The organism is Rhodanobacter sp. Root480, assembly GCF_001426645.1.
In the GTDB taxonomy this organism is placed as follows: domain Bacteria; phylum Pseudomonadota; class Gammaproteobacteria; order Xanthomonadales; family Rhodanobacteraceae; genus Rhodanobacter; species Rhodanobacter ginsenosidimutans.
Map to the genome: position 1 here is coordinate 1,148,096 of NZ_LMEX01000002.1, position 19,342 is coordinate 1,167,437.

At 66.8% G+C, this 19,342-nt stretch carries 11 protein-coding genes; 4 read left to right on the forward strand and 7 right to left on the reverse strand.

The annotated features are described in order from the left end of the window. Positions 1 to 117: 117 nt before the first annotated feature. Positions 118 to 867, reverse strand: a complete 750-nt coding sequence (locus ASD22_RS12000) for a pyridoxine 5'-phosphate synthase (protein ID WP_056084271.1) — start codon at positions 865 to 867, stop codon at positions 118 to 120. 77 nt (positions 868 to 944) lie between these two features. Beyond that, positions 945 to 1,589, reverse strand: a complete 645-nt coding sequence (locus ASD22_RS12005) for a 4'-phosphopantetheinyl transferase superfamily protein (RefSeq protein WP_056083470.1) — start codon at positions 1,587 to 1,589, stop codon at positions 945 to 947. A 173-nt stretch (positions 1,590 to 1,762) separates the two neighbouring features. On the opposite strand from ASD22_RS12005, the gene ASD22_RS12010 reads away from it, so the two are divergent. Further along, a complete protein-coding gene (locus tag ASD22_RS12010) occupies positions 1,763 to 5,236 on the forward strand; it encodes a PAS domain-containing hybrid sensor histidine kinase/response regulator (protein WP_200946356.1) in 3,474 nt (1,157 codons plus the stop codon). 75 nt (positions 5,237 to 5,311) lie between these two features. Here the strand turns inward: ASD22_RS12010 and ASD22_RS12015 are convergent, their stop codons facing one another. The 4 genes from ASD22_RS12015 to acs all read right to left on the reverse strand — a co-directional run bounded on the left by ASD22_RS12015 (position 5,312) and on the right by acs (position 14,384). Beyond that, positions 5,312 to 6,775: a glutamate synthase subunit beta gene (locus tag ASD22_RS12015; RefSeq protein ID WP_056083473.1), complete on the reverse strand. Its 1,464-nt coding sequence runs from the start codon at positions 6,773 to 6,775 to the stop codon at positions 5,312 to 5,314. Between the two features lie 18 nt (positions 6,776 to 6,793). Further along, on the reverse strand, positions 6,794 to 11,494 hold the full coding sequence (locus ASD22_RS12020) for a glutamate synthase-related protein (RefSeq protein WP_056083482.1): 4,701 nt from the start codon (positions 11,492 to 11,494) through the stop codon (positions 6,794 to 6,796). A 168-nt stretch (positions 11,495 to 11,662) separates the two neighbouring features. Further along, positions 11,663 to 12,334, reverse strand: coding sequence for a response regulator transcription factor (locus ASD22_RS12025; protein ID WP_056083485.1), 672 nt, complete (start codon positions 12,332 to 12,334; stop codon positions 11,663 to 11,665). Positions 12,335 to 12,443: 109 nt separating this feature from the next. Next, positions 12,444 to 14,384 carry an acetate--CoA ligase gene (gene acs / locus ASD22_RS12030; protein WP_056084277.1) on the reverse strand — a complete coding sequence of 647 codons (1,941 nt, stop codon included), beginning with the start codon at positions 14,382 to 14,384 and terminating at the stop codon, positions 12,444 to 12,446. 211 nt (positions 14,385 to 14,595) lie between these two features. Between acs and ASD22_RS12035 the strand changes: the two genes are divergently transcribed. Together ASD22_RS12035 and ASD22_RS12040 are read left to right on the forward strand one after the other, a co-directional pair. Then, on the forward strand, positions 14,596 to 15,960 hold the full coding sequence (locus ASD22_RS12035; protein ID WP_056083487.1) for a DcaP family trimeric outer membrane transporter: 1,365 nt from the start codon (positions 14,596 to 14,598) through the stop codon (positions 15,958 to 15,960). Positions 15,961 to 16,053: 93 nt separating this feature from the next. After that, entirely contained in the window at positions 16,054 to 17,709 is a 1,656-nt protein-coding gene (locus tag ASD22_RS12040; RefSeq protein ID WP_056083489.1) for an MFS transporter, read from the forward strand. A gap of 67 nt (positions 17,710 to 17,776) precedes the next feature. Here the strand turns inward: ASD22_RS12040 and ASD22_RS12045 are convergent, their stop codons facing one another. After that, a complete protein-coding gene (locus ASD22_RS12045) occupies positions 17,777 to 18,037 on the reverse strand; it encodes a GlsB/YeaQ/YmgE family stress response membrane protein (RefSeq protein ID WP_056083492.1) in 261 nt (86 codons plus the stop codon). A gap of 162 nt (positions 18,038 to 18,199) precedes the next feature. On the opposite strand from ASD22_RS12045, the gene ASD22_RS12050 reads away from it, so the two are divergent. Further along, positions 18,200 to 19,288, forward strand: coding sequence for a PA0069 family radical SAM protein (locus ASD22_RS12050; protein WP_056083494.1), 1,089 nt, complete (start codon positions 18,200 to 18,202; stop codon positions 19,286 to 19,288). The last annotated feature ends 54 nt before the right edge of the window (positions 19,289 to 19,342 follow it).

Below are 19,342 nucleotides of genomic sequence, written 5' to 3' on the forward strand. Positions count from 1 at the left end.
ACCGGTTGCATGAGATAAACAAAAAACCCCGCTTCGGCGGGGTTTTTTGTGGGTGGAAATCGAACCTGTTGTATCGGAAATCGCCTTCGCTACGCGCCGGCGGCGCGCCACGACGACTCAGCGCAGGATCTGCAGGTAGTTGCGTACGGTGACGGCGAGGCCTTCGTACAGGGCTTCGCCGATCAGCGCGTGGCCGATGGAGACTTCCGCCAGACCGGGGATGGCTGCCTTGAACGTGCCCAGGTTTTTCTGGCTGAGATCGTGGCCGGCGTTGACCGCCAGGCCAGCCTGCTGCGCGCACCGCGCCGTGGTGACGCAAGCTTCCAGTGCCAGGCCAGGGGCATCTTCGGCGAACGCCTTGGCATAGGGGCCGGTATAGATCTCGATGCGTTGCACGCCGATCGCCGCAGCCTGCTCGAAGGCTCGGGTCGTGTTGTCCGCGTCGACGAACAGGCTGACACGGCACCCCAGTTCGCAGAGTTCGGCGACGAGCGGACGCAGCCGTTCGATGTCGCGCAGGATATCGAAGCCGTGGTCGGAGGTGATCTGCCCGTCGCTGTCCGGTACCAGGGTGACCTGGGTCGGACGCACTTCGCGCGCCAGCGCGATCAAGCCGGGGTAGGCGCCGCGCGGACCGGCAAACGGATTGCCCTCGATGTTGTATTCGACCCGGCCGCGCAGCAGGGTGGCCAGCGCACGCACGTCGTCGGGTCGGACATGACGCAGGTCCGGTCGTGGGTGCACCGTGATTCCGCCGCAGCCCGCCTCGATGCAGGTGCGTGCCGCCTGGCAGATATCGGGTTCGGTATCACCGCGCGAATTGCGAAGGACCGCGATCTTGTTGAGATTGACGCTGAGCAAAGTCATGGCGGAGTCGATGCAGGTGGCGGAGGCAACGGCTGATCGGATGCGGAATCGCTGCGTGGCCGAAAACAGTGCACCAATCAAACGGCGCTGGCAAGCGCCCTCAGCCGAATCCGTCGCGCCTCACCACGCCATGCCAGCGCACCGACAAAAGCCTGGCCCAGCGCAAGCGGCTGCAGCTGCCAACCGCCGACATCCTCGCCATCGAACCGACGCAGCTGGATCAGTGCGTCGTCGCCGACGACGCTGAGCCGATCCAGGCCGAACGACAGTCCGTGGCCATGCGCTTTCAGCAGCGCTTCCTTGGCCGTCCATATATCAAGGAAAACCCCGCCGCGACGCTCGGGTGCGGCGCTGGCCAGCACCGCAATTTCGTCGTCGCTGAAAAACCGCTGTGCGATTTCCAGCGCCTTGGGCCGCGGACGCTGGCGCTCGATGTCCACGCCTGGCGTGATGCCGCGGGCGACGGCGATCAGTGCGTGGTCGCCGCTGTGCGACCAGTTGAAATCCAGCGCATCATCGTGAATCGCGGCCAGGGCTGGCCGGCCATGGTCGCCCTCGCGCAACTCCACCGCGGACGGGTCGATCGCGAGGTAGCGGGCCAACAGCCGGATCAGCGGCCGGCGACCTTCGGCGCGTTGATAATCCAGTTTCCACACGTGGATCTCGTCATCGTGCAGGGGCTCTGCTACGTTGCCAAGGCGGGGTGTGTCGGCGATCGTCATTCCACCATGGTGACGTTCACCGTGCCCGGGTACAAGCACGGCGCGGCCTGCTCATCGGCGCGACCGGCTGCCGTGCAAGTCGCCACAGCGAGGCGCCGTCGGGGCTTTCGGTGTCGACGCCGCCCACGCGAAACGTCATCGAGGCGCCGTCGTTCGTTTGCCGGGAGAGGGGCTTGATACAGGGTTGGCTGCTGCTGCTGGTATCGCTCCTGTATGTGGGCGTGCTGTTCGTGGTTGCCTACGCGGGCGATCGCCGGCCGCTCTACCCGCGCCAGCCGAAACTGCGTCCCGTCATCTACAGTTTTGCGCTGGCGGTGTACTGCTCGTCTTGGACGTTCTACGGTGCGGTCGGAACGGCGGCGCGCGACGGCCTAGCCTACCTGCCAATCTACCTGGGGCCGATCCTGCTGTTCGTGTTCGGCTTCGGCTTGATGCAGCGGATCGTGCGGATCGTGGGCCAGCGCAACATCACCTCGATCGCCGACTTCATCGGCGCGCGGTTCGGCAAGTCCCATGGCCTGGCGGCGCTGGTAGCTGTCATTGCGGTGACTGCCGTAGTGCCGTACATCGCATTGCAGTTCAAGGCCGTGGCCATGTCGTATGGCGTGCTCGGCGGGCATGCGTCGGTGCCGCTGCCGGCGGATGGCGTGGACAGCGCGTTGTGGTGTGCGGCGCTGCTGGCGGTGTTCGCGATCCTGTTCGGTACGCGCAGCATCGATGCGACCGAACACCATCACGGCATGATGCTGGCGATCGCGCTGGAGTCGTTGATCAAGCTGGTGGCGTTCGTGGCTTTGGCCGGTTACGCGCTATGGCGTGGGCCGGGTCTGGTGGCCACGGTGCAACTGCCGATGGACCAGCTCAGCCACGGGCTCTCGTCGGGCTTTCTGGCGCAAACCATGTTGGCGTTCTGCGCCATGTTCTGCCTGCCGCGCCAGTTCCAGATCGGCGTGGTGGAATGCGAGGAAGTCGATGACCTGAAGCGCGCGCGCTGGATGGTGCCGATCTACCTGGCCATCATCAGCATGGCGGTGCTGCCCATCGTGGCAGCGGGCACGCACATGCCCGTCGTGCGCGATGGCGCCGCCGATGCCTGGGTGCTCACGCTGCCGCTGGCGTACGGGGACAGCGGCGTCGCCCTGCTGGCCTTCATCGGTGGATTCTCCGCGGCAACCGGCATGGTGATCGTGGCCTCGGTGGCGCTGTCCACCATGATCAGCAACGACCTGGTGATGCCCGCGTTGTTGCGTATCCGCTGGTTGCGGCTGGAACAGCGCGATGACTTGTCGCAGCTGGTGCTGGCCGTGCGCCGGGTGGCCATCGTGGCGTTGGCGCTGATGGCCTACGTCTACTACCGGCTGGCGGCCAACGCGGAAAACCTGGCGGCTACCGGATTGCTGGCCTTCGCCGCAGTGGCGCAGTTCGCACCCGCGTTGATTGCCGCCCTGTACTGGCGCGGGGCCAGTCGCCGCGGCGTGGTCACCGGTTTGCTCAGTGGCTTCGCGGTCTGGGGTTACACCTTGCTGTTGCCGGCGCTGAGCCGCTCGGGTGCATGGCTGCAGCATGGCCCGCTAGGCCTGGGCTGGCTGCGACCGCAGGCGCTGTTCCAGCTCAGCGGCTGGGATCCGGTGATGCACGGCACGTTCTGGTCGTTGCTGGTGAACGTGGGCTGCCTGGTGTTCGTGTCGTTGCGCTTTCGGCCCAGCCTGGAAGAGCGCCTGCACGCGGCGGTGTTCATCGATGCCGACCCGGCCGGGCGGGGCGGGCCGGGCGATTGGCGCGGCCGCGTGGTGGTGGGCGACCTGCGCACCATCGCCGAACGCATCGTGGGCGAGCGCAGCGCCCGGCGGGCGTTCGATGAGTACGGGACGCGGCGCGAGCGGCCGCTGCTGGCGGGCGAGACGGCGGACCGGGCGCTGATCCAGTACACCGAGCGCCTGCTGGCCTCGGCGGTGGGCGCGGCCAACGCGCGGCGCATCCTGATCGGCGCGCTGTCCGGCAGCGGGCTGGACCTGGCCGAGTCGATGGCGCTGATGGACGAGGCATCGCAGGAGCTGCGCTTCAACCGCGAGCTGCTTTCCACCACGCTGGAGAACGTGTCGCAGGGAATCAGCGTGGTCGATGCGGACATGCGCCTGGTCGCGTGGAACCGCCGCTACCTGGAACTCTTCGACTACCCCGACGGTATGGTCCACGTGGGCGTGCCGGTGGCCGACCTGATCCGCCGCAACGCGGAGCTCGGCGAATGTGGCCCCGGCGAAGTGGACGGCCATGTGGCCAAACGCATCGACTACATGCGGGCCGGCTCGTCGCACCTGTTCCAGCGCACACGACCCGATGGCACCGTGATCGAGATGCGTGGGCGCGCACTGCCGGGCGGCGGCTACGTCACCACGTATACCGATGTCACCGCCTACAAGCATGCCGAGCAGGCCCTGATCGAGGCCAACGAAACCCTGGAACTGCGGGTGGAGCAGCGCACTGCGGAGCTGTCCGAATCCCTGGTCGCCACGGCGCATGCCCGCCGGGCGGCGGAAACGGCCAACATCTCCAAGACCCGCTTCCTCGCCGCGGCCAGCCACGATTTGCTGCAACCGCTGAACGCGGCGCGGCTGTTCACCTCGGCCCTGCGCCAGCATCCGGGGCTGGATGCCGAAGCCAGCCAGCTGGCCGAACGCATCGACGCCTCGTTCCGCTCCGCCGAGGACCTGCTCGACGCCTTGCTCGATACGTCGCGCCTGGATACGGGCAGCTACCGGCCCGAAGTGAGCGGCTTCGCGCTGGCGGAGCTGTTCGAATCGCTGCAGGCGCAGTTCGCCGTGGTGGCCGAGCAACGTGGCCTGAAACTGCGGGTGGCGACGACCCGCCTCGCCGTGCGCAGCGATCCGCAGCTGTTGCGGCGCGTGCTGCAAAACTTTCTCTCCAATGCCTTGCGTTACACGCGCCAGGGCGGCGTGCTGCTGGGCGCGCGGCGGATGGGCGACGAGGTGCGGATCGAAGTGTGGGACTCGGGCCCCGGCATCGCGGCGGAGCAGCGGGCGCGCATCTTCGACGAGTTCCAGCGGCTGGAGCAGCCGTCACCGTGGGGCGAGAAAGGGCTGGGCCTGGGCCTGTCGATCTGCGATCGGCTGGCCGGCATTCTGGGCCATCGGCTCGACCTGCATTCGCGCCCCGGCCATGGCAGCTGCTTCGCGGTCACCGTGCCGCGCAATGAACCGGTGGCGCCGCGGCGGCACAAGATCCTGCAGCGTGGGCCGGATGCACGACTGCCGCTGACCGTGTTGTGCCTGGACAACGATGAATCCATCCTCGATGGCATGCGTGCACTGCTCGGTCGATGGGGCGTGGATTGCCGCACCGCGGTGGACGTGACGCAGGCGCGCATCGAATTGCAACGCGGGCCGGTCGACCTGATCCTCGCCGACTACCATCTGGCCGACGACACCGATGGCTTGCAGGCATTGGAGCAATTGCGGGCCGACTTCGCGCAGTTGCCGCCGGCGGCCATCATCACCGCCGATGGCAGTGTCGAGCTGAAACAGCGGGCGCGGGCGCTGGGTTATCCACTGCTGCACAAGCCGGTGAAGCCGGCGGCGTTGCGGGCGTTGCTGGCTTCGCCGCTGCGGCCGCAGGGTAGCGGCGACTGACGACGGGGGCGGGAGTTCAGCAGGTAATCACTGCGCTGCGCGCCGGATGGCGCGCAGCGTATCGTCGGTATCAGCTCAACGCGGCAGCGTCGAAACGCCCATCAGGAACTCGTCCACGGCGTGGGCGCACTGGCGCCCTTCGCGGATCGCCCAGACCACCAGCGATTGCCCGCGACGCATGTCGCCGGCGGCGAATACCTTGTCGACGCTGGTGCGGTAGCTGGCGGCGCCATCGGTGCTGGCCTTGGCATTGCCGCGGGCGTCCTTGTCCACGCCGAACGCATCCAGCACCGTCTGCACGGGCGACACGAAGCCCATCGCCAGCAGCACCAGGTCGGCGGCGATCTCGAATTCGCTGCCGGCGACTTCGCTCATCTTGCCGTCCTTCCACTCCAGCCGCACGCCGGTGAGGCTCTTCACGTTGCCCTTGCCGTCGTCGTTGAAGTGCTTGGTGGCCACGGACCAGTCGCGCTGGCAACCTTCCTCATGCGAGGTCGAGGTACGCAGGCGCAGCGGCCAGTACGGCCACACCAGTGGCTTGTTCTCCTGCGCCGGCGGTTGCGGCAGCAGCTCGAACTGGGTCACCGAAATCGCGCCCTGGCGGTTGGAGGTACCCACGCAGTCGGAGCCGGTGTCGCCACCGCCGATCACCACCACCTTCTTGGCGGTGGCCAGCGTCTGGTGCTTCAGCCGATCACCGGCCACCACCTTGTTCTGCTGCGGCAGGAAATCCATCGCGAAATGGACCCCCTTCAGCTCACGCCCGGGCACCGGCAGGTCGCGCGGCGTCTCGGAGCCGCCGGCGATGATCACCGCGTCGAACTCGGCCTGCAACTGCTCGGGCGTGACCGCCTCGACCTTGCCGTAGCGGGCGGCGTCCGCCGCCGCACCCACGAAGACGCTGGTGCGAAGCTGCACACCCTCGGCGCGCATCTGCTTCACGCGCCGGTCGATATGGCTTTTTTCCAGCTTGAAATCGGGGATGCCGTAGCGCAGCAGGCCGCCGACGCGGTCATTCTTCTCGAACACGGTCACCGCATGGCCCACCCGCGCCAGCTGCTGCGCGGCGGCCAGGCCGGCCGGGCCGGAACCGACCACGGCGACTTTCCAGCCGGTCTTGATGGCGGCCGGCTGCGGCGTGACCCAGCCCTCCTCCCACGCCTTGTCGATGATCTTGTGCTCGATCGACTTGATGCCCACCGCGTCGCTGTTGATGTTCAGCGTGCAGGCGGCCTCGCACGGGGCGGGGCAGATGCGGCCGGTGAACTCGGGGAAGTTGTTGGTGGAATGCAGCACCTCGATCGCGTGCTTCCAGTCCTGCCGGTACACCAGGTCGTTGAAGTCCGGAATGATGTTGTTGACCGGGCAGCCGTGGTGACAGAACGGGATGCCGCAATCCATGCAGCGCGCGCCCTGGACTTTCGCCTGCTCATCAGTCAGCTGCTGGGTGAATTCGCGCCAGTGCTTGAGCCGCTGCGTGGGTACCTCGGCGGTTTCCGCCTGACGGGGGTATTCGAGAAAGCCGGTAATCTTGCCCATTGTCTATTCCTTCGCGGGTCAGGCCGTGGCCTTCTCGGTGGATGCCAGTACGGCGCGCTGGTGCAGTTCGGAAAGTGCGCGGCGGTATTCGGCCGGCATCACCTTGACGAAACGCGCACGCGCGGTCGGCCAGTCGTGCAGGATCTCCTTGGCGCGGAAGCTGCCGGTGTAGCGGAAATGCGCTTCCACCAGTCGCCGCACGATCGCCTCGTCGGTTTCGCCCGTGGCGCCGCGCGCGCCGGCATGCCACAACTCGCGCGGGATGCGCAGTTCCTGCTCCACGCCCGACAGCAGCGGCTCGATGCCGACCATCGCCAGGTTGCATTTGTGCTCGAAGACGCCGTCGGGGTCGTAGACGTAGGCCACGCCGCCGGACATGCCCGCGGCGAAATTGCGGCCGGTGTCGCCCAGCACCACCACGGTGCCGCCGGTCATGTATTCGCAGCCGTGGTCGCCCACGCCCTCGACCACCGCGGTGCAGCCGGAGTTGCGCACCGCGAAGCGTTCGCCGGCCACGCCGTTGAAATACGCCTCGCCTTCGGTGGCGCCGTACAGCACGGTGTTGCCCACGATGATGTGCTCGGGGCCGAAGCCGTGGAAGTCGTTCGGCGAGCGCACGACGATGCGGCCGCCGGACAGGCCCTTGCCGACGTAGTCGTTGGCTTCGCCGACCAGGTCCAGGGTGATGCCGCGGGCCAGGAACGCGCCGAAGCTCTGCCCGCCAACACCGTCCAGCTGGATGTGGATGGTGTCGTCCGGCAAGCCGACGTGGCCGTAGCGACGCGCCACTTCACCGGACAACATCGTGCCCACGGTGCGATTGACGTTGCGCACGCTGACGATGAAGCTGGTCTTTTCGCCATGCTCCAGCGCCGGCTGTGCCTTGTCGATCAGGGTGTGGTCGAGTGCCTTGCCGGTGGCGCGATCCAGGCCGTGATCCTGCTCGGCGACATGGCGCACGGCCACGTCCGCGGGAACCTCCGGGCGATGGAACACGCGGCTGAAGTCCAGCCCGCTGGCTTTCCAGTGCGCGATGCTCTGGCGCGTGTCGAGCAGGTCGGCGCGGCCGACCAGGTCTTCGAAGCGGCGGATGCCCAGCTGCGCCATCAGCGCGCGGGCCTCCTCGGCGACAAAGAAGAAGTAGTTCACCACGTGCTCGGGCTTGCCCGAGAACTTCTTGCGCAGCACCGGGTCCTGCGTGGCCACGCCGACCGGGCAGGTGTTGAGGTGGCATTTGCGCATCATGATGCAGCCTTCCACCACCAGCGGCGCGGTGGCGAAGCCGAACTCGTCGGCGCCCAACAGCGCGCCGATCACCACGTCGCGACCCGTCTTCATCTGGCCATCGGCCTGCACCCGGATGCGCCCGCGCAGGTGGTTCAGCACCAGCGTCTGCTGGGTTTCGGCCAGGCCCAGTTCCCACGGCGTGCCGGCATGCTTGATCGACGACCACGGCGAGGCGCCGGTGCCGCCGTCATGACCGGCGATCACCACATGGTCGGCCTTGCACTTGGCCACGCCCGCGGCCACCGTGCCCACGCCCACTTCCGACACCAGCTTCACCGAGATCGAGGCCTGCGGGTTGCAGTTCTTCAGATCGTGGATGAGCTGGGCCAGATCCTCGATGGAGTAGATGTCGTGATGCGGCGGTGGCGAAATCAGGCCCACACCCGGCACCGAGAAGCGCAGCTGCGCGATGTAGTCGGACACCTTGTGGCCCGGCAGCTGGCCGCCTTCGCCCGGCTTGGCGCCCTGCGAGATCTTGATCTGGATCTGGTCGGCGGACATCAGGTAGGCCGCGGTGACGCCGAAGCGGCCCGAGGCCACCTGCTTGATGCGCGAGCGCAGCGAATCGCCATCCTGCAGCACCAGGTCGCGCTCGATGTGCGCCGCGCCGAGCAGGCCGGCAACGGTGTCGCCCTGCTTGATCGCGATGCCGCGCTGCTCGTTCTGGTAGCGCGCCTCGTCTTCACCGCCTTCGCCGGTGTTGGACTTGCCGCCGATGCGGTTCATCGCGATCGCCAGCGTGGTGTGCGCCTCGGTGGAGATCGAGCCCAGCGACATCGCGCCGGTGACGAAGCGCTTGACGATTTCCTTCGCCGGCTCGACCTCGTCCAGCGGGATCGCCGCGGCCGGGTCGATGCGGAACTCGAACAGGCCGCGCAGCGTCATGTGGCGCTTGGACTGGTCGTTGATGAGCTGCGCGTATTCCTTGTAGGTCTGGCCGTTGTTGGAACGCGTGGCGTGCTGCAGCTTGGCCACCACGTCCGGCGTCCACATGTGCTCGTCGCCGCGCACGCGCCAGGCGTACTCGCCGCCCGGGTCCAGCCGATCGGCCAGCACCGGGTCGTCGCTGTAGGCGGCGGCGTGCGTGCGCAGGGCTTCCTCGGCCACTTCGAACAGGCCGATGCCCTCGATGTTGGAGGTGGTGCCGGTGAAATACTTGTCGATCAGCTCGCGGTTCAGGCCCACGGCCTCGAAGATCTGCGCGCCGGTGTAGGACATGTAGGTGGAGATGCCCATCTTGGACATCACCTTCTGCAGGCCCTTGTTGATCGCCTTGATGTAGTTGGTGATCGCCTTTTCCGGCTTCACCTCGCCACTGGCGCAGACGTGCGTCAGGGTTTCCATCGCCAGGTAGGGATGGATCGCTTCGGCGCCGTAGCCGGCCAGCAGGGCGAAGTGGTGTACCTCACGGGCGGAACCGGTTTCCACCACCAGGCCAGTGCTGGTGCGCAGGCCCATCGTTACCAGATGCTGGTGCACGGCAGAGGTGGCCAACAACGCCGGGATGGCCACGCGCTCGCGGCTGGCGCCGCGGTCGGAGACGATCAGGATGTTGTGGCCAAGGCGGATCGCGTCGGTGGCCTGGGCGCACAGCGAAGCCAGCCGCGCCTCGATGCCGGCCTTGCCCCATGCCGCGGGGTAGCTGATGTCCAGCTCGAAGCTGCGGAACTTGCCCTTGGAGTAGCGCTCGATGTCGCGGATCTTGGCCATCTCGGCGAAGTCCAGCACCGGCTGCGATACCTCGAGCCGCAACGGCGGGTTGATGTTGTTGATGTCCAGCAGGTTCGGCTTCGGGCCGATGAAGGACACCAGCGACATCACCATCTGTTCGCGGATCGGGTCGATCGACGGGTTGGTGACCTGCGCGAACAACTGGCGGAAATACTGGTACAGCGACTTGTTCTTGTCCGACAGCACGGCCAGCGGCGAGTCGTTGCCCATCGCGCCGATCGCTTCCTCGCCCGCCTGCGCCATCGGCAGCAGCTGGAACTTCAGGTCTTCCTGCGAGTAGCCGAACGCCTGCTGGCGATCGAGCAGGGTCTCGGTGGAGCGTGGCTCCGTGCGCGCCGCCGGCAGGTCATCCAGCTTGATCCGGATGTGTTCGATCCACTGCTTGTACGGCTTGGCGTTGGCCAGCTGATCCTTCAGCTCCTTGTCGTCGATGATGCGGCCCGCTTCCATGTCGATCAGCAGCATCTTGCCCGGCTGCAACCGCCACTTCTTCACGATGCGCGATTCCGGTACCGGCAGCACGCCGGCCTCGGAGGCCAGGATCACCAGGTCGTCGTCGGTGATCACGTAGCGCGCCGGGCGCAGGCCGTTGCGGTCCAGCGTGGCGCCCACCTGGCGGCCATCGGTGAAGGCGATCGCGGCGGGGCCGTCCCACGGCTCCATCATCGCGGCGTGGTATTCGTAGAACGCGCGACGGTTGTCGTCCATCAGCGTGTGACGTTCCCAAGCCTCGGGAATCATCATCATCATCGCCTGCGACAGCGGGTAACCGCCCATCGTCAGCAATTCGAGGCAGTTGTCGAACGACGCCGTGTCGGACTGGCCGGGGTAGATCAGCGGCCACAGCTTCTGCAGGTCGTCGCCCAGCACGGGCGAGGAGATCGCGCCGGTGCGCGCGTTGATCCAGTTGACGTTGCCCTTGACCGTGTTGATCTCGCCGTTGTGGGCGATCATGCGGTACGGATGGGCCAGCTCCCACGCGGGGAAGGTGTTGGTGGAGAAGCGCTGGTGCACCATCGCCAGTGCCGACACCGTGCGCGGGTCGGCCAGGTCGAGGTAGTACTGGCCCACCTGGCCGGCCAGCAGCAGGCCCTTGTAGACGACCGTGCGGGTCGACATCGAGGGCACGAAGTATTCCTGGCCGTGCTTCAGGTGCAGCGCGCGGATGGCGTGGCTGGAGGTCTTGCGGATCACGTAGAGCTTCCGCTCCAGCGCGTCGGGCACCATGATGTCCGGGCCGCGACCGATGAAGATCTGGCGGATCACCGGCTCGCGCGCCTTCACCGCGGGCGACATCGGCATCGCATCGTCCACGCGCACGTCGCGCCAGCCCAGCACCACTTGCCCCTCGGCGTGCACCGAGCGCTCCAGCTCCTGCTCGCAGGCCAGCCGGGAGGCGTGTTCCTTGGGCAGGAACACCATGCCCACGCCGTATTCGCCCGGGGGCGGCAGCACCACGCCCTGCGCCGCCATCTCCTCGCGGTAGAAGCCGTCGGGGATCTGGATCAGGATGCCGGCGCCATCGCCCATCAACGGGTCGGCGCCGACGGCGCCGCGGTGGTCCAGGTTGCGCAGGATCATCAATCCCTGCTGGACGATTTCGTGCGTTTTCCTACCCTTGATATGGGCGACGAAACCCACGCCACAGGCGTCATGTTCATTGCTTGGGTCGTAAAGACCCTGTGCGCGCGGTTGTTCCATGTGTCGATCCCGGAAAAAGGGGAGTATCGACTATAGTGCGCTGCAACAAAAAAGCAAGAAAAATCAAATAGCCGTATATGAGGCCGAACCGGAAGCGCCGATCAGCCCGAAAAAAGGGCAAACGACCGTACGAATTTCCGACGTTGCCGGTATCTGCCCGGCGCTCGCTCAGCCGGCGCCGTCCGGCAGCGGCGGCGGGCTTTGCTGGTCCACCGCCAGATGGCTGGCGACCAATGCCACCTGGGTGCGGTTGCCGACCCCCAGCTTGCGCATGATCGCGGTCATGTGCGCCTTCACGGTGGCTTCGGAGACGCCCAGCTCCCAGGCAATCTGCTTGTTGAGCAGGCCCTCGGCGATCATCGTCATCACCCGGAACTGCTGCGGAGTCAGCGTCGCCACCTGGGCGGCGACGGCGGCTTCGTCCGGTGGCAGTTCGGCCGCGGCGCCCACCAGCGTCGGCGGCAGCCAGACGTCGCCATCGAGCACGGCGCGGATCGCCGCCACGATGTCTTCGCCGGGACTGGACTTGGGGATGTAAGCCGACGCGCCGTGACCCAGCGCGCGGCGCGCCACCTGCGGCTCCTCGTGACCGGAGACCACGATGGTCGGCAGGCCCGGATACTGGCCGCGGATATGCGCCAGCGCGGAATAGCCGCGGGCACCGGGCATGTGCAGATCCAGCAGCAACAGGTCCGCGTCGGGCAGCCGTTCGATCAACGCCAGCAAGGCATGCACGCTGTCGGCCGCATGCACCTGCGCCTGCGGCACCGCCGTCAATACCGCCCGCTGCAACGCATCGCGAAACAGCGGGTGGTCATCGGCGATCAGGATGTCGGGCATGGGGAGAGCCGGGAGTAGGGAATGGGGAATAGGGAATGGATGTACGAGGTTTGCGGGGAAGTGCGCGCTTGCGCACCGATTCCCCATTCTCCATTCCCCATTCCCGGTACTACTTGATCAACCGCTCATCCACCAGGTTCTGCACTACGCCGGGGTCGGCCAGGGTGGTGATGTCGCCCAGCTGGTCGGGTTTGTTCTCGCCGATCTTGCGCAGGATGCGGCGCATGATCTTGCCCGAGCGGGTCTTGGGCAGGCCCGGCGCCCACTGCAGGTAATCGGGCGTGGCGATGGGGCCGATTTCCTTGCGCACCCAGGCGACCAGTTCCTTGCGCAGGTCGTCGCTGCCGGTTTCGCCGACCACCAGGGTGACGTAGGCGTAGATGCCCTGGCCCTTGATGTCGTGCGGGCAGCCGACCACGGCGGCCTCGGCTACCTTCGGGTGGGACACCAGCGCGCTTTCCACCTCGGCGGTGCCCAGGCGGTGGCCGCTGACGTTGATCACGTCATCGACGCGGCCGGTGATCCAGTAGTAGCCGTCTTCGTCGCGGCGCACGCCGTCGCCCGAGAAGTAGTTGCCGGGGTAGGCGCTGAAATAGGTGTCGATGAAGCGCTGGTGGTCGCCGTAGATGGTGCGCACCTGGCCCGGCCACGAGGTGGTGATCAGCAGATTGCCCTCGGCCTCGCCTTCCAGCACCTTGCCGTCGGCATCGACGATGGCGGGGGTTACGCCGAAGAACGGTCGCGTGGCGGAGCCGGGCTTGGTGGCGATGGCGCCGGGCAGCGGCGAGATCATGATGCCGCCGGTTTCGGTCTGCCACCAGGTGTCCACAATGGGGCAGCGGTTTTCGCCGACCACGCGGTTGTACCACTCCCAGGCCTCGGGGTTGATCGGCTCGCCGACCGAGCCCAGCAGGCGCAGCGACTTGCGCGAGGTCTTCTTCACCGGCTCCTCGCCTTCGCGCATGAGCGCGCGGATCGCGGTGGGCGCGGTGTAGAACAGGCTGACCTTGTGCTTGTCGATCACCTGCCAGAAGCGGCTGTGGTCAGGGTAGTTCGGCACGCCCTCGAACATCACCGTGGTGGCGCCGTTGCAGAGCGGGCCGTACACCACGTAGCTGTGGCCGGTGACCCAGCCCACGTCGGCGGTGCACCAGTAGACGTCGTCCTCGCGCAGGTCGAACACCAGCTCGTGGGTGTAGCTGATGTAGACCAGGTAGCCGCCCGTGGTGTGCAGCACGCCCTTGGGCTTGCCGGTGGAGCCGGAGGTGTACAGCACGAACAGCGGGTGCTCGGCCTCGACCGGGGTGGGTGCGCAATCGGTGGACTGGCCCTCCATCAGCGTGTGGTACCAGCGGTCGCGCGGCGACTGCATGTTGATCGGGCCGCCGGTGTGGCGCACCACGATCACGGTTTCCACGCTGCTGGTGCCGGGGCGTTCCAGCGCGGCGTCCACGTTGACCTTCAGCGGGATGTGCTTGCTGGCGCGCAGGCCTTCGTCGGCGGTGATCACCACCTTGGCTTTTGAATCGACGATGCGGCCGGCCAGCGAATCGGGCGAGAAGCCGCCGAACACCACCGAGTGGATTGCGCCGATGCGGGCGCAGGCCAGCATCGCCACCGCCGCCTCCGGAATCATCGGCAGGTAGATCGCGATGCGGTCGCCCTTGACCACGCCGAGGTTCTTCAGCGTGTTGGCGAACTTGCACACTTCGGCATGCAGCTCGCGGTAGGTGATGCGGCGCGAGTCCTTTGGGTCATCGCCCTCGAAGATGATCGCCACCTTGTCGCCGCGCTTTTCCAGCTGGCGGTCGAGGCAGTTGGCGCTGACATTGAGCTGGCCGTCCTCGTACCAGCGGATGTGCAGGTCGGACGGGTCGAACGAGACATCCTTGATCCTGGTCGGCGGCTTGATCCAGTCGACGCGCTGGCCGATGCGCTTCCAGAACCCTTCCGGGTCCTTGATCGATTCGTCGTAAAGACGCGCGTAATCGTCCGCGCTGACGCGCGCCGCCGCGGCGAATTCGGGGTTGACCGGATAAAGCTTGGACATGGCTGGCCTCCTGCTGGCCGCCGCATGGGCGGCATCGATGAATGGATGGCTTGGCGGCGTCGACGCCACCTGACGATCGAGTGTAGCCCCATCGCCAACGGGCGGCAGGCGGCCGCGCGCATCGACTTTGGTCGAATAGCGACCAAAGGCGAATAGCGGCGCGCGCCGCAGCATGGCCATGCTCAACTCGACAACCACCGGGGAGAGCCGCATGACCACGCGATACCCAAACCGCTACAAGGCGCTGGCGCTTGGCGTGGCCTGCGCTCTCAGCCTGCCGCTGGCGGCGCATGCGCAAAGCGATACGCGCGAACAACAGCTCGAGCAGCGTGTGGCGCAGCTGGAGCAGCAGTTGAACGAGCTGAAGAGTTTGGTGCAGGCGCAGGCCGCGCAGGCGCAAGCTCCGGCCGCGGCCCCGGCGAAGACTGTCGCCGCCGCACCCGCCGCGCACGAAGTGGTGTTGACCACGCCCGGCAACGCGTATGCCAACACCAAGGTGAAGATCGGCGGCTTCATCAAGACCGATTTCATGTCCACCCATACGGACGGCTATCTGGGCGACCAGAACGCGGCGCGCGACTTGTACCTGCCCGGCGCCACGCCGATCGGCGGCAAGTCGGCCAGCTACAGCGACATGCACGCCAAGTTCTCGCGAATCGGCGTGGGCGTGGACAGCCTCACCGACGGCGGCGACAAGGTCGGCGCCTTCCTGGAGTGGGATTTCTTCGGCAACTCGCTGGGCAACGAGAACGCCAGCAACGGCTACGGCCTCACCTTGCGACACGCCTACCTGTACTGGAACAACTGGCTGGCCGGCCAGACCTGGACCAACTTCATGGACCCGAACGCGCTGCCGGAGGCGGTCGACTTCATCGGCGTCACCGACGGCACCGTGTTCGTGCGCCAGGCGCAGTTGCGCTACACCAGCGGCGGTTTCGCGGTGGCGCTGGAAAACCCGCACACCACGGTCACGCCGTACCAGGGCGGCAGCGCGCAGCTTTCGCCCGACCACAACGTGATGCCCGACCTCACCGCGCGCTACACCTGGAAGGGCGACTGGGGCTTCTTTGGCGTGGCCGGCCTGCTGCGCCAGCTGCGCACCGATGGCCGCAACGACGCGGTGCCCAGCGACACCAGCACCGCCACCGCCGGCGGTGTCAGCGTGATGGGCAAGGCCGTGCTCGGCAGCAACGATGACTTGCGCTACAGCGCCACCGTGGGCAAGGGCATCGGCCGCTACGTGGGCCTGGCGAACTTCGCCGCCGACGGCATGTTGAACGCCGCCAGCGACATCGAGACCCGCCGGGTCTGGGCCGCGTATCTGGCCTGGCACCACGCGTTCGACGACCGCCTGCGGATGAATCTGATGGTGGCGCGCAACGGCATCGACAACGATGTGGCGCTCACCGGCCCGGCGGCCAACCGGCACACCGAAAGCGCGCACGTGAACCTGCTCTATTCGCCCCTGCCCAAGGTGGATCTCGGCGCGGAATACGCCTGGGGTCGCCGCGTGCTGGAGAACAACGACTCGGGCAAACTGCAGCGGCTGCAGTTCACCGCCAAATACTCGTTCTGACCGGCGCCGGCTCGCCGGCGCGCCACTGGCTTTGAACCGATGGCCGCCCACCCGCAAGGGAGGGCGGCGATCCATTACCAAGGGGAGTACAGCATGGCAACCACTGCGATTGACGGGCGTCCCGCGCTCGACGTCAGCCACAAGCGGGTGATCCTGGCATCCAGCCTGGGTACCGTGTTCGAGTGGTACGACTTCTATCTATACGGCTCGTTGGCCGTGATCATCGGCCACCAGTTCTTCTCTGGCCTCAACGAGGCCAGCCAGCTGGTGTTCGCCCTGCTGGCATTCGCCGCCGGCTTTGCGGTGCGCCCGTTCGGCGCGCTGGTGTTTGGCCGCGTCGGCGACCTGGTCGGGCGCAAATACACCTTCCTGATCACCATCGTGATCATGGGCCTGTCCACCTTCTTCGTGGGCCTGTTGCCCAGTTACGGCTCGATCGGCGTGGCCGCACCGGTGATCCTGATCCTGCTGCGCATGCTGCAGGGCCTGGCGCTGGGCGGTGAATACGGCGGCGCCGCCACCTACGTGGCCGAGCATGCGCCGCCGGGGAAACGTGGCCTGTACACCAGTTTCATCCAGATCACCGCCACCTTCGGCCTGTTCCTGTCGCTGCTGGTAATCCTGGGCTGCAAGTGGCTGCTGGGTGACAAGTTCGACGACTGGGGCTGGCGCATTCCGTTCCTGATCTCGTCGCTGCTGCTGATCGTGTCGGTCTACATCCGCCTGCAGCTGGCCGAGTCGCCGGTGTTCCAGCAAATGAAGAACGAAGGCAAGACGTCGAAGGCGCCGCTGACCGAATCGTTCGCCCGCTGGGGCAACCTGAAACTGGTGCTGCTGGCCCTGTTCGGCGCCACCGCCGGCCAGGCCGTGGTGTGGTACTGCGGCCAGTTCTACGCGATGTACTTCCTGGGCAGCACGCTGAAGATCGACGCCACCACCACGCAATTGCTGATTGCTGCGGCGCTGTTGATCGGCACCCCGTTTTTCGTGGTGTTCGGCTGGCTGTCCGACAAGATCGGGCGCAAGCCGGTGGTGCTGGCCGGCTGCCTGCTGGCGGCACTGACGTACTTCCCGATCTTCCAGGGCCTCACCCACTTCGGCAACCCGGCCATCGAGGCGGCCAGCGCCAGCGCCCCGATCACGGTGGTGGCCGACCCCGCCGACTGCCATCTGCAGATCAACCTCACCGGTACCTCGGTGTTCACCAGCTCGTGCGACATCGCCAAGAGCACGCTGGCCAAGCGCGGCGTGCCGTACGCCAACGAGGCGGCAGCGGCCGGCTCGGTGGCGCGGGTGACCGTGGGTGGCGCATCGCTCGACGCGTTCGATGGCTCGACCCTGCCCAAGGCGGAGTTTGCCGCCAAGTCCAAGGCGTTCGCTGCCAGCCTCGGCACCGTGCTGGATCAGGCCGGCTACCCGGCCAAGGCCGCACCGGCCAACAGCAACTATCCGATGCTGGTGGTGCTGCTGACCCTGCTGGTGCTGTACGTGACCATGGTCTACGGCCCCATCGCCGCCTGGCTGGTGGAGATGTTCCCCACCAAGATCCGCTACACCTCGATGAGCCTGCCGTACCACATCGGCAACGGCTGGTTCGGCGGCTTCCTGCCCTCGGTGTCGTTCGGCATCGTGGCACTCACCGGCAACATCTACTCGGGCCTGTGGTACCCGGTGGTGATCGCGATGATGACCTTCGTGATCGGCCTGTTCTTCGTGCGTGAAACCAAGGACGTCGACATCACCGCCTGAGCGGTCTGTCGCGGCCACAAAAAAACGCAGCGGCGCGAGCCGCTGCGTTTTCTTTTGCGCCCACCGGTCAGGCGCGCTTGATCAATCCGATGATCACCAGCAACACGATCGCACCGATCATCGCGTACACGATGCTGGTGACGATCGGGCTGCCCAGGCTGAAACCCACGCCCAGCGCCGGCAGCAGCCAGCCGGCCAGGAACGCGCCGATGATGCCGACAACGATATTGCCCAGCAGGCCAAAGCCGAAACCGCGCACGATCAGCCCGGCCAGCCAGCCGGCAACCGCGCCAATGACGAGAAAAATGATCAATCCAGTGGCAGTCATCACGAACTCCTTGATCAGACGAGGCGTTGGATAGCGCGCGATGCCCCGGAACCGCGCCCGCCAAGAGTCAGCGCCCGGGTGTATAGCCGCTGTGAGCACACCCGTCGCCGCAGCGCGTGGCCCTTCGCAAGCGCTGAGACGCCGCCACGCCACACTGCGCCGATGAACGTTCCGCCCGATCGCCGCCCGCTCAAGGGCCGCGGCGCCGCCTCCAATCCCGAAGGACGCTTCGAGAACATCCGCCACCAGGCGGAGGACGACGGCTGGCCGCGCGAACTGCTGGACGAGGAGGCGCCGCGCCCGCGCACCGAGGTCACCGAGGAACGCGCCCGCAGCGTGATCAGCCGCAACGATTCGCCCGACATCGGTTTCAGCCAGGCGATCAACCCGTATCGCGGCTGCGAGCACGGCTGCATTTATTGTTTTGCGCGGCCATCGCACAGCTACCTCAACCTGTCGCCGGGCCTCGATTTCGAAACCCGGCTGCGGGCCAAGAGCAATCTTGCCGAGGTGCTGCGCGGCGAACTGGCAAAGCCGGGCTACGTGGTCAGCCCGATCAATATCGGCAGCAACACCGACCCCTACCAGCCAGTCGAAAAGCGCTGGCGACTGACCCGTGCCGCGCTGGAGCTGCTGGCCGAATGCCACCACCCCTGCACCATCGTCACCAAGAACGCGCTGGTGGAACGCGACCTGGACATCCTGGCGCCGATGGCGCGCGAGCGCTTGGTGCGGGTGCTCGTCTCGGTCAATTCACTGGACAACCGCCTGGCCGCCAAACTCGAACCACGTGCCAGCGCCCCGCACCGCCGCATCCAGGCGATCGCCGCGCTGCACGCCGCCGGTGTGCCGGTGGGTGTGTTGGTGGCGCCGATCATCCCCGCGCTGAACGATCGCGACATGGAAGCGGTGCTGGCGCAAGCCGCCGCGGCCGGCGCCAGCAGCGCCGGCTACACCACCGTGCGCCTGCCGTGGGAGCTGAAAACCCTGTTCCGCGAATGGCTGGCGCTGCACGTGCCGCAACGCGCCGCCCACGTGATGAGCCTGGTGCAACAGACGAACGGCGGCCGCGACTACGACAGCGACTTCTCCACCCGCATGCACGGCCAGGGCGTATTCGCCGACCTGCTGCGCACACGCTTCACCGTCGCCTACCGCAAACACGGCCTGACCCGCGCCCACGACCTGAAACTCGATACCTCGCGCTTCGTGCCGCCACGCAAGGCGTCACCGCAGGGGGAGCTGTTTTGAAGGCCGCGAGTAGGGAATGGAGAACAGGGAATCGGAAGAGCGTCGCTTGGGCGA

Coding starts and splice junctions, on each gene's coding strand:
- ASD22_RS12000 (WP_056084271.1), bottom strand. CDS start 867: ATGACTTTGCTCAGCGTCAATCTCAACAAGATCGCGGTCCTTCGCAAT.
- ASD22_RS12005 (WP_056083470.1), bottom strand. CDS start 1,589: ATGACGATCGCCGACACACCCCGCCTTGGCAACGTAGCAGAGCCCCTG.
- ASD22_RS12015 (WP_056083473.1), bottom strand. CDS start 6,775: ATGGGCAAGATTACCGGCTTTCTCGAATACCCCCGTCAGGCGGAAACC.
- ASD22_RS12020 (WP_056083482.1), bottom strand. CDS start 11,494: ATGGAACAACCGCGCGCACAGGGTCTTTACGACCCAAGCAATGAACAT.
- ASD22_RS12025 (WP_056083485.1), bottom strand. CDS start 12,334: ATGCCCGACATCCTGATCGCCGATGACCACCCGCTGTTTCGCGATGCG.
- acs (WP_056084277.1), bottom strand. CDS start 14,384: ATGTCCAAGCTTTATCCGGTCAACCCCGAATTCGCCGCGGCGGCGCGC.
- ASD22_RS12035 (WP_056083487.1), top strand. CDS start 14,596: ATGACCACGCGATACCCAAACCGCTACAAGGCGCTGGCGCTTGGCGTG.
- ASD22_RS12040 (WP_056083489.1), top strand. CDS start 16,054: ATGGCAACCACTGCGATTGACGGGCGTCCCGCGCTCGACGTCAGCCAC.
- ASD22_RS12045 (WP_056083492.1), bottom strand. CDS start 18,037: ATGACTGCCACTGGATTGATCATTTTTCTCGTCATTGGCGCGGTTGCC.
- ASD22_RS12050 (WP_056083494.1), top strand. CDS start 18,200: ATGAACGTTCCGCCCGATCGCCGCCCGCTCAAGGGCCGCGGCGCCGCC.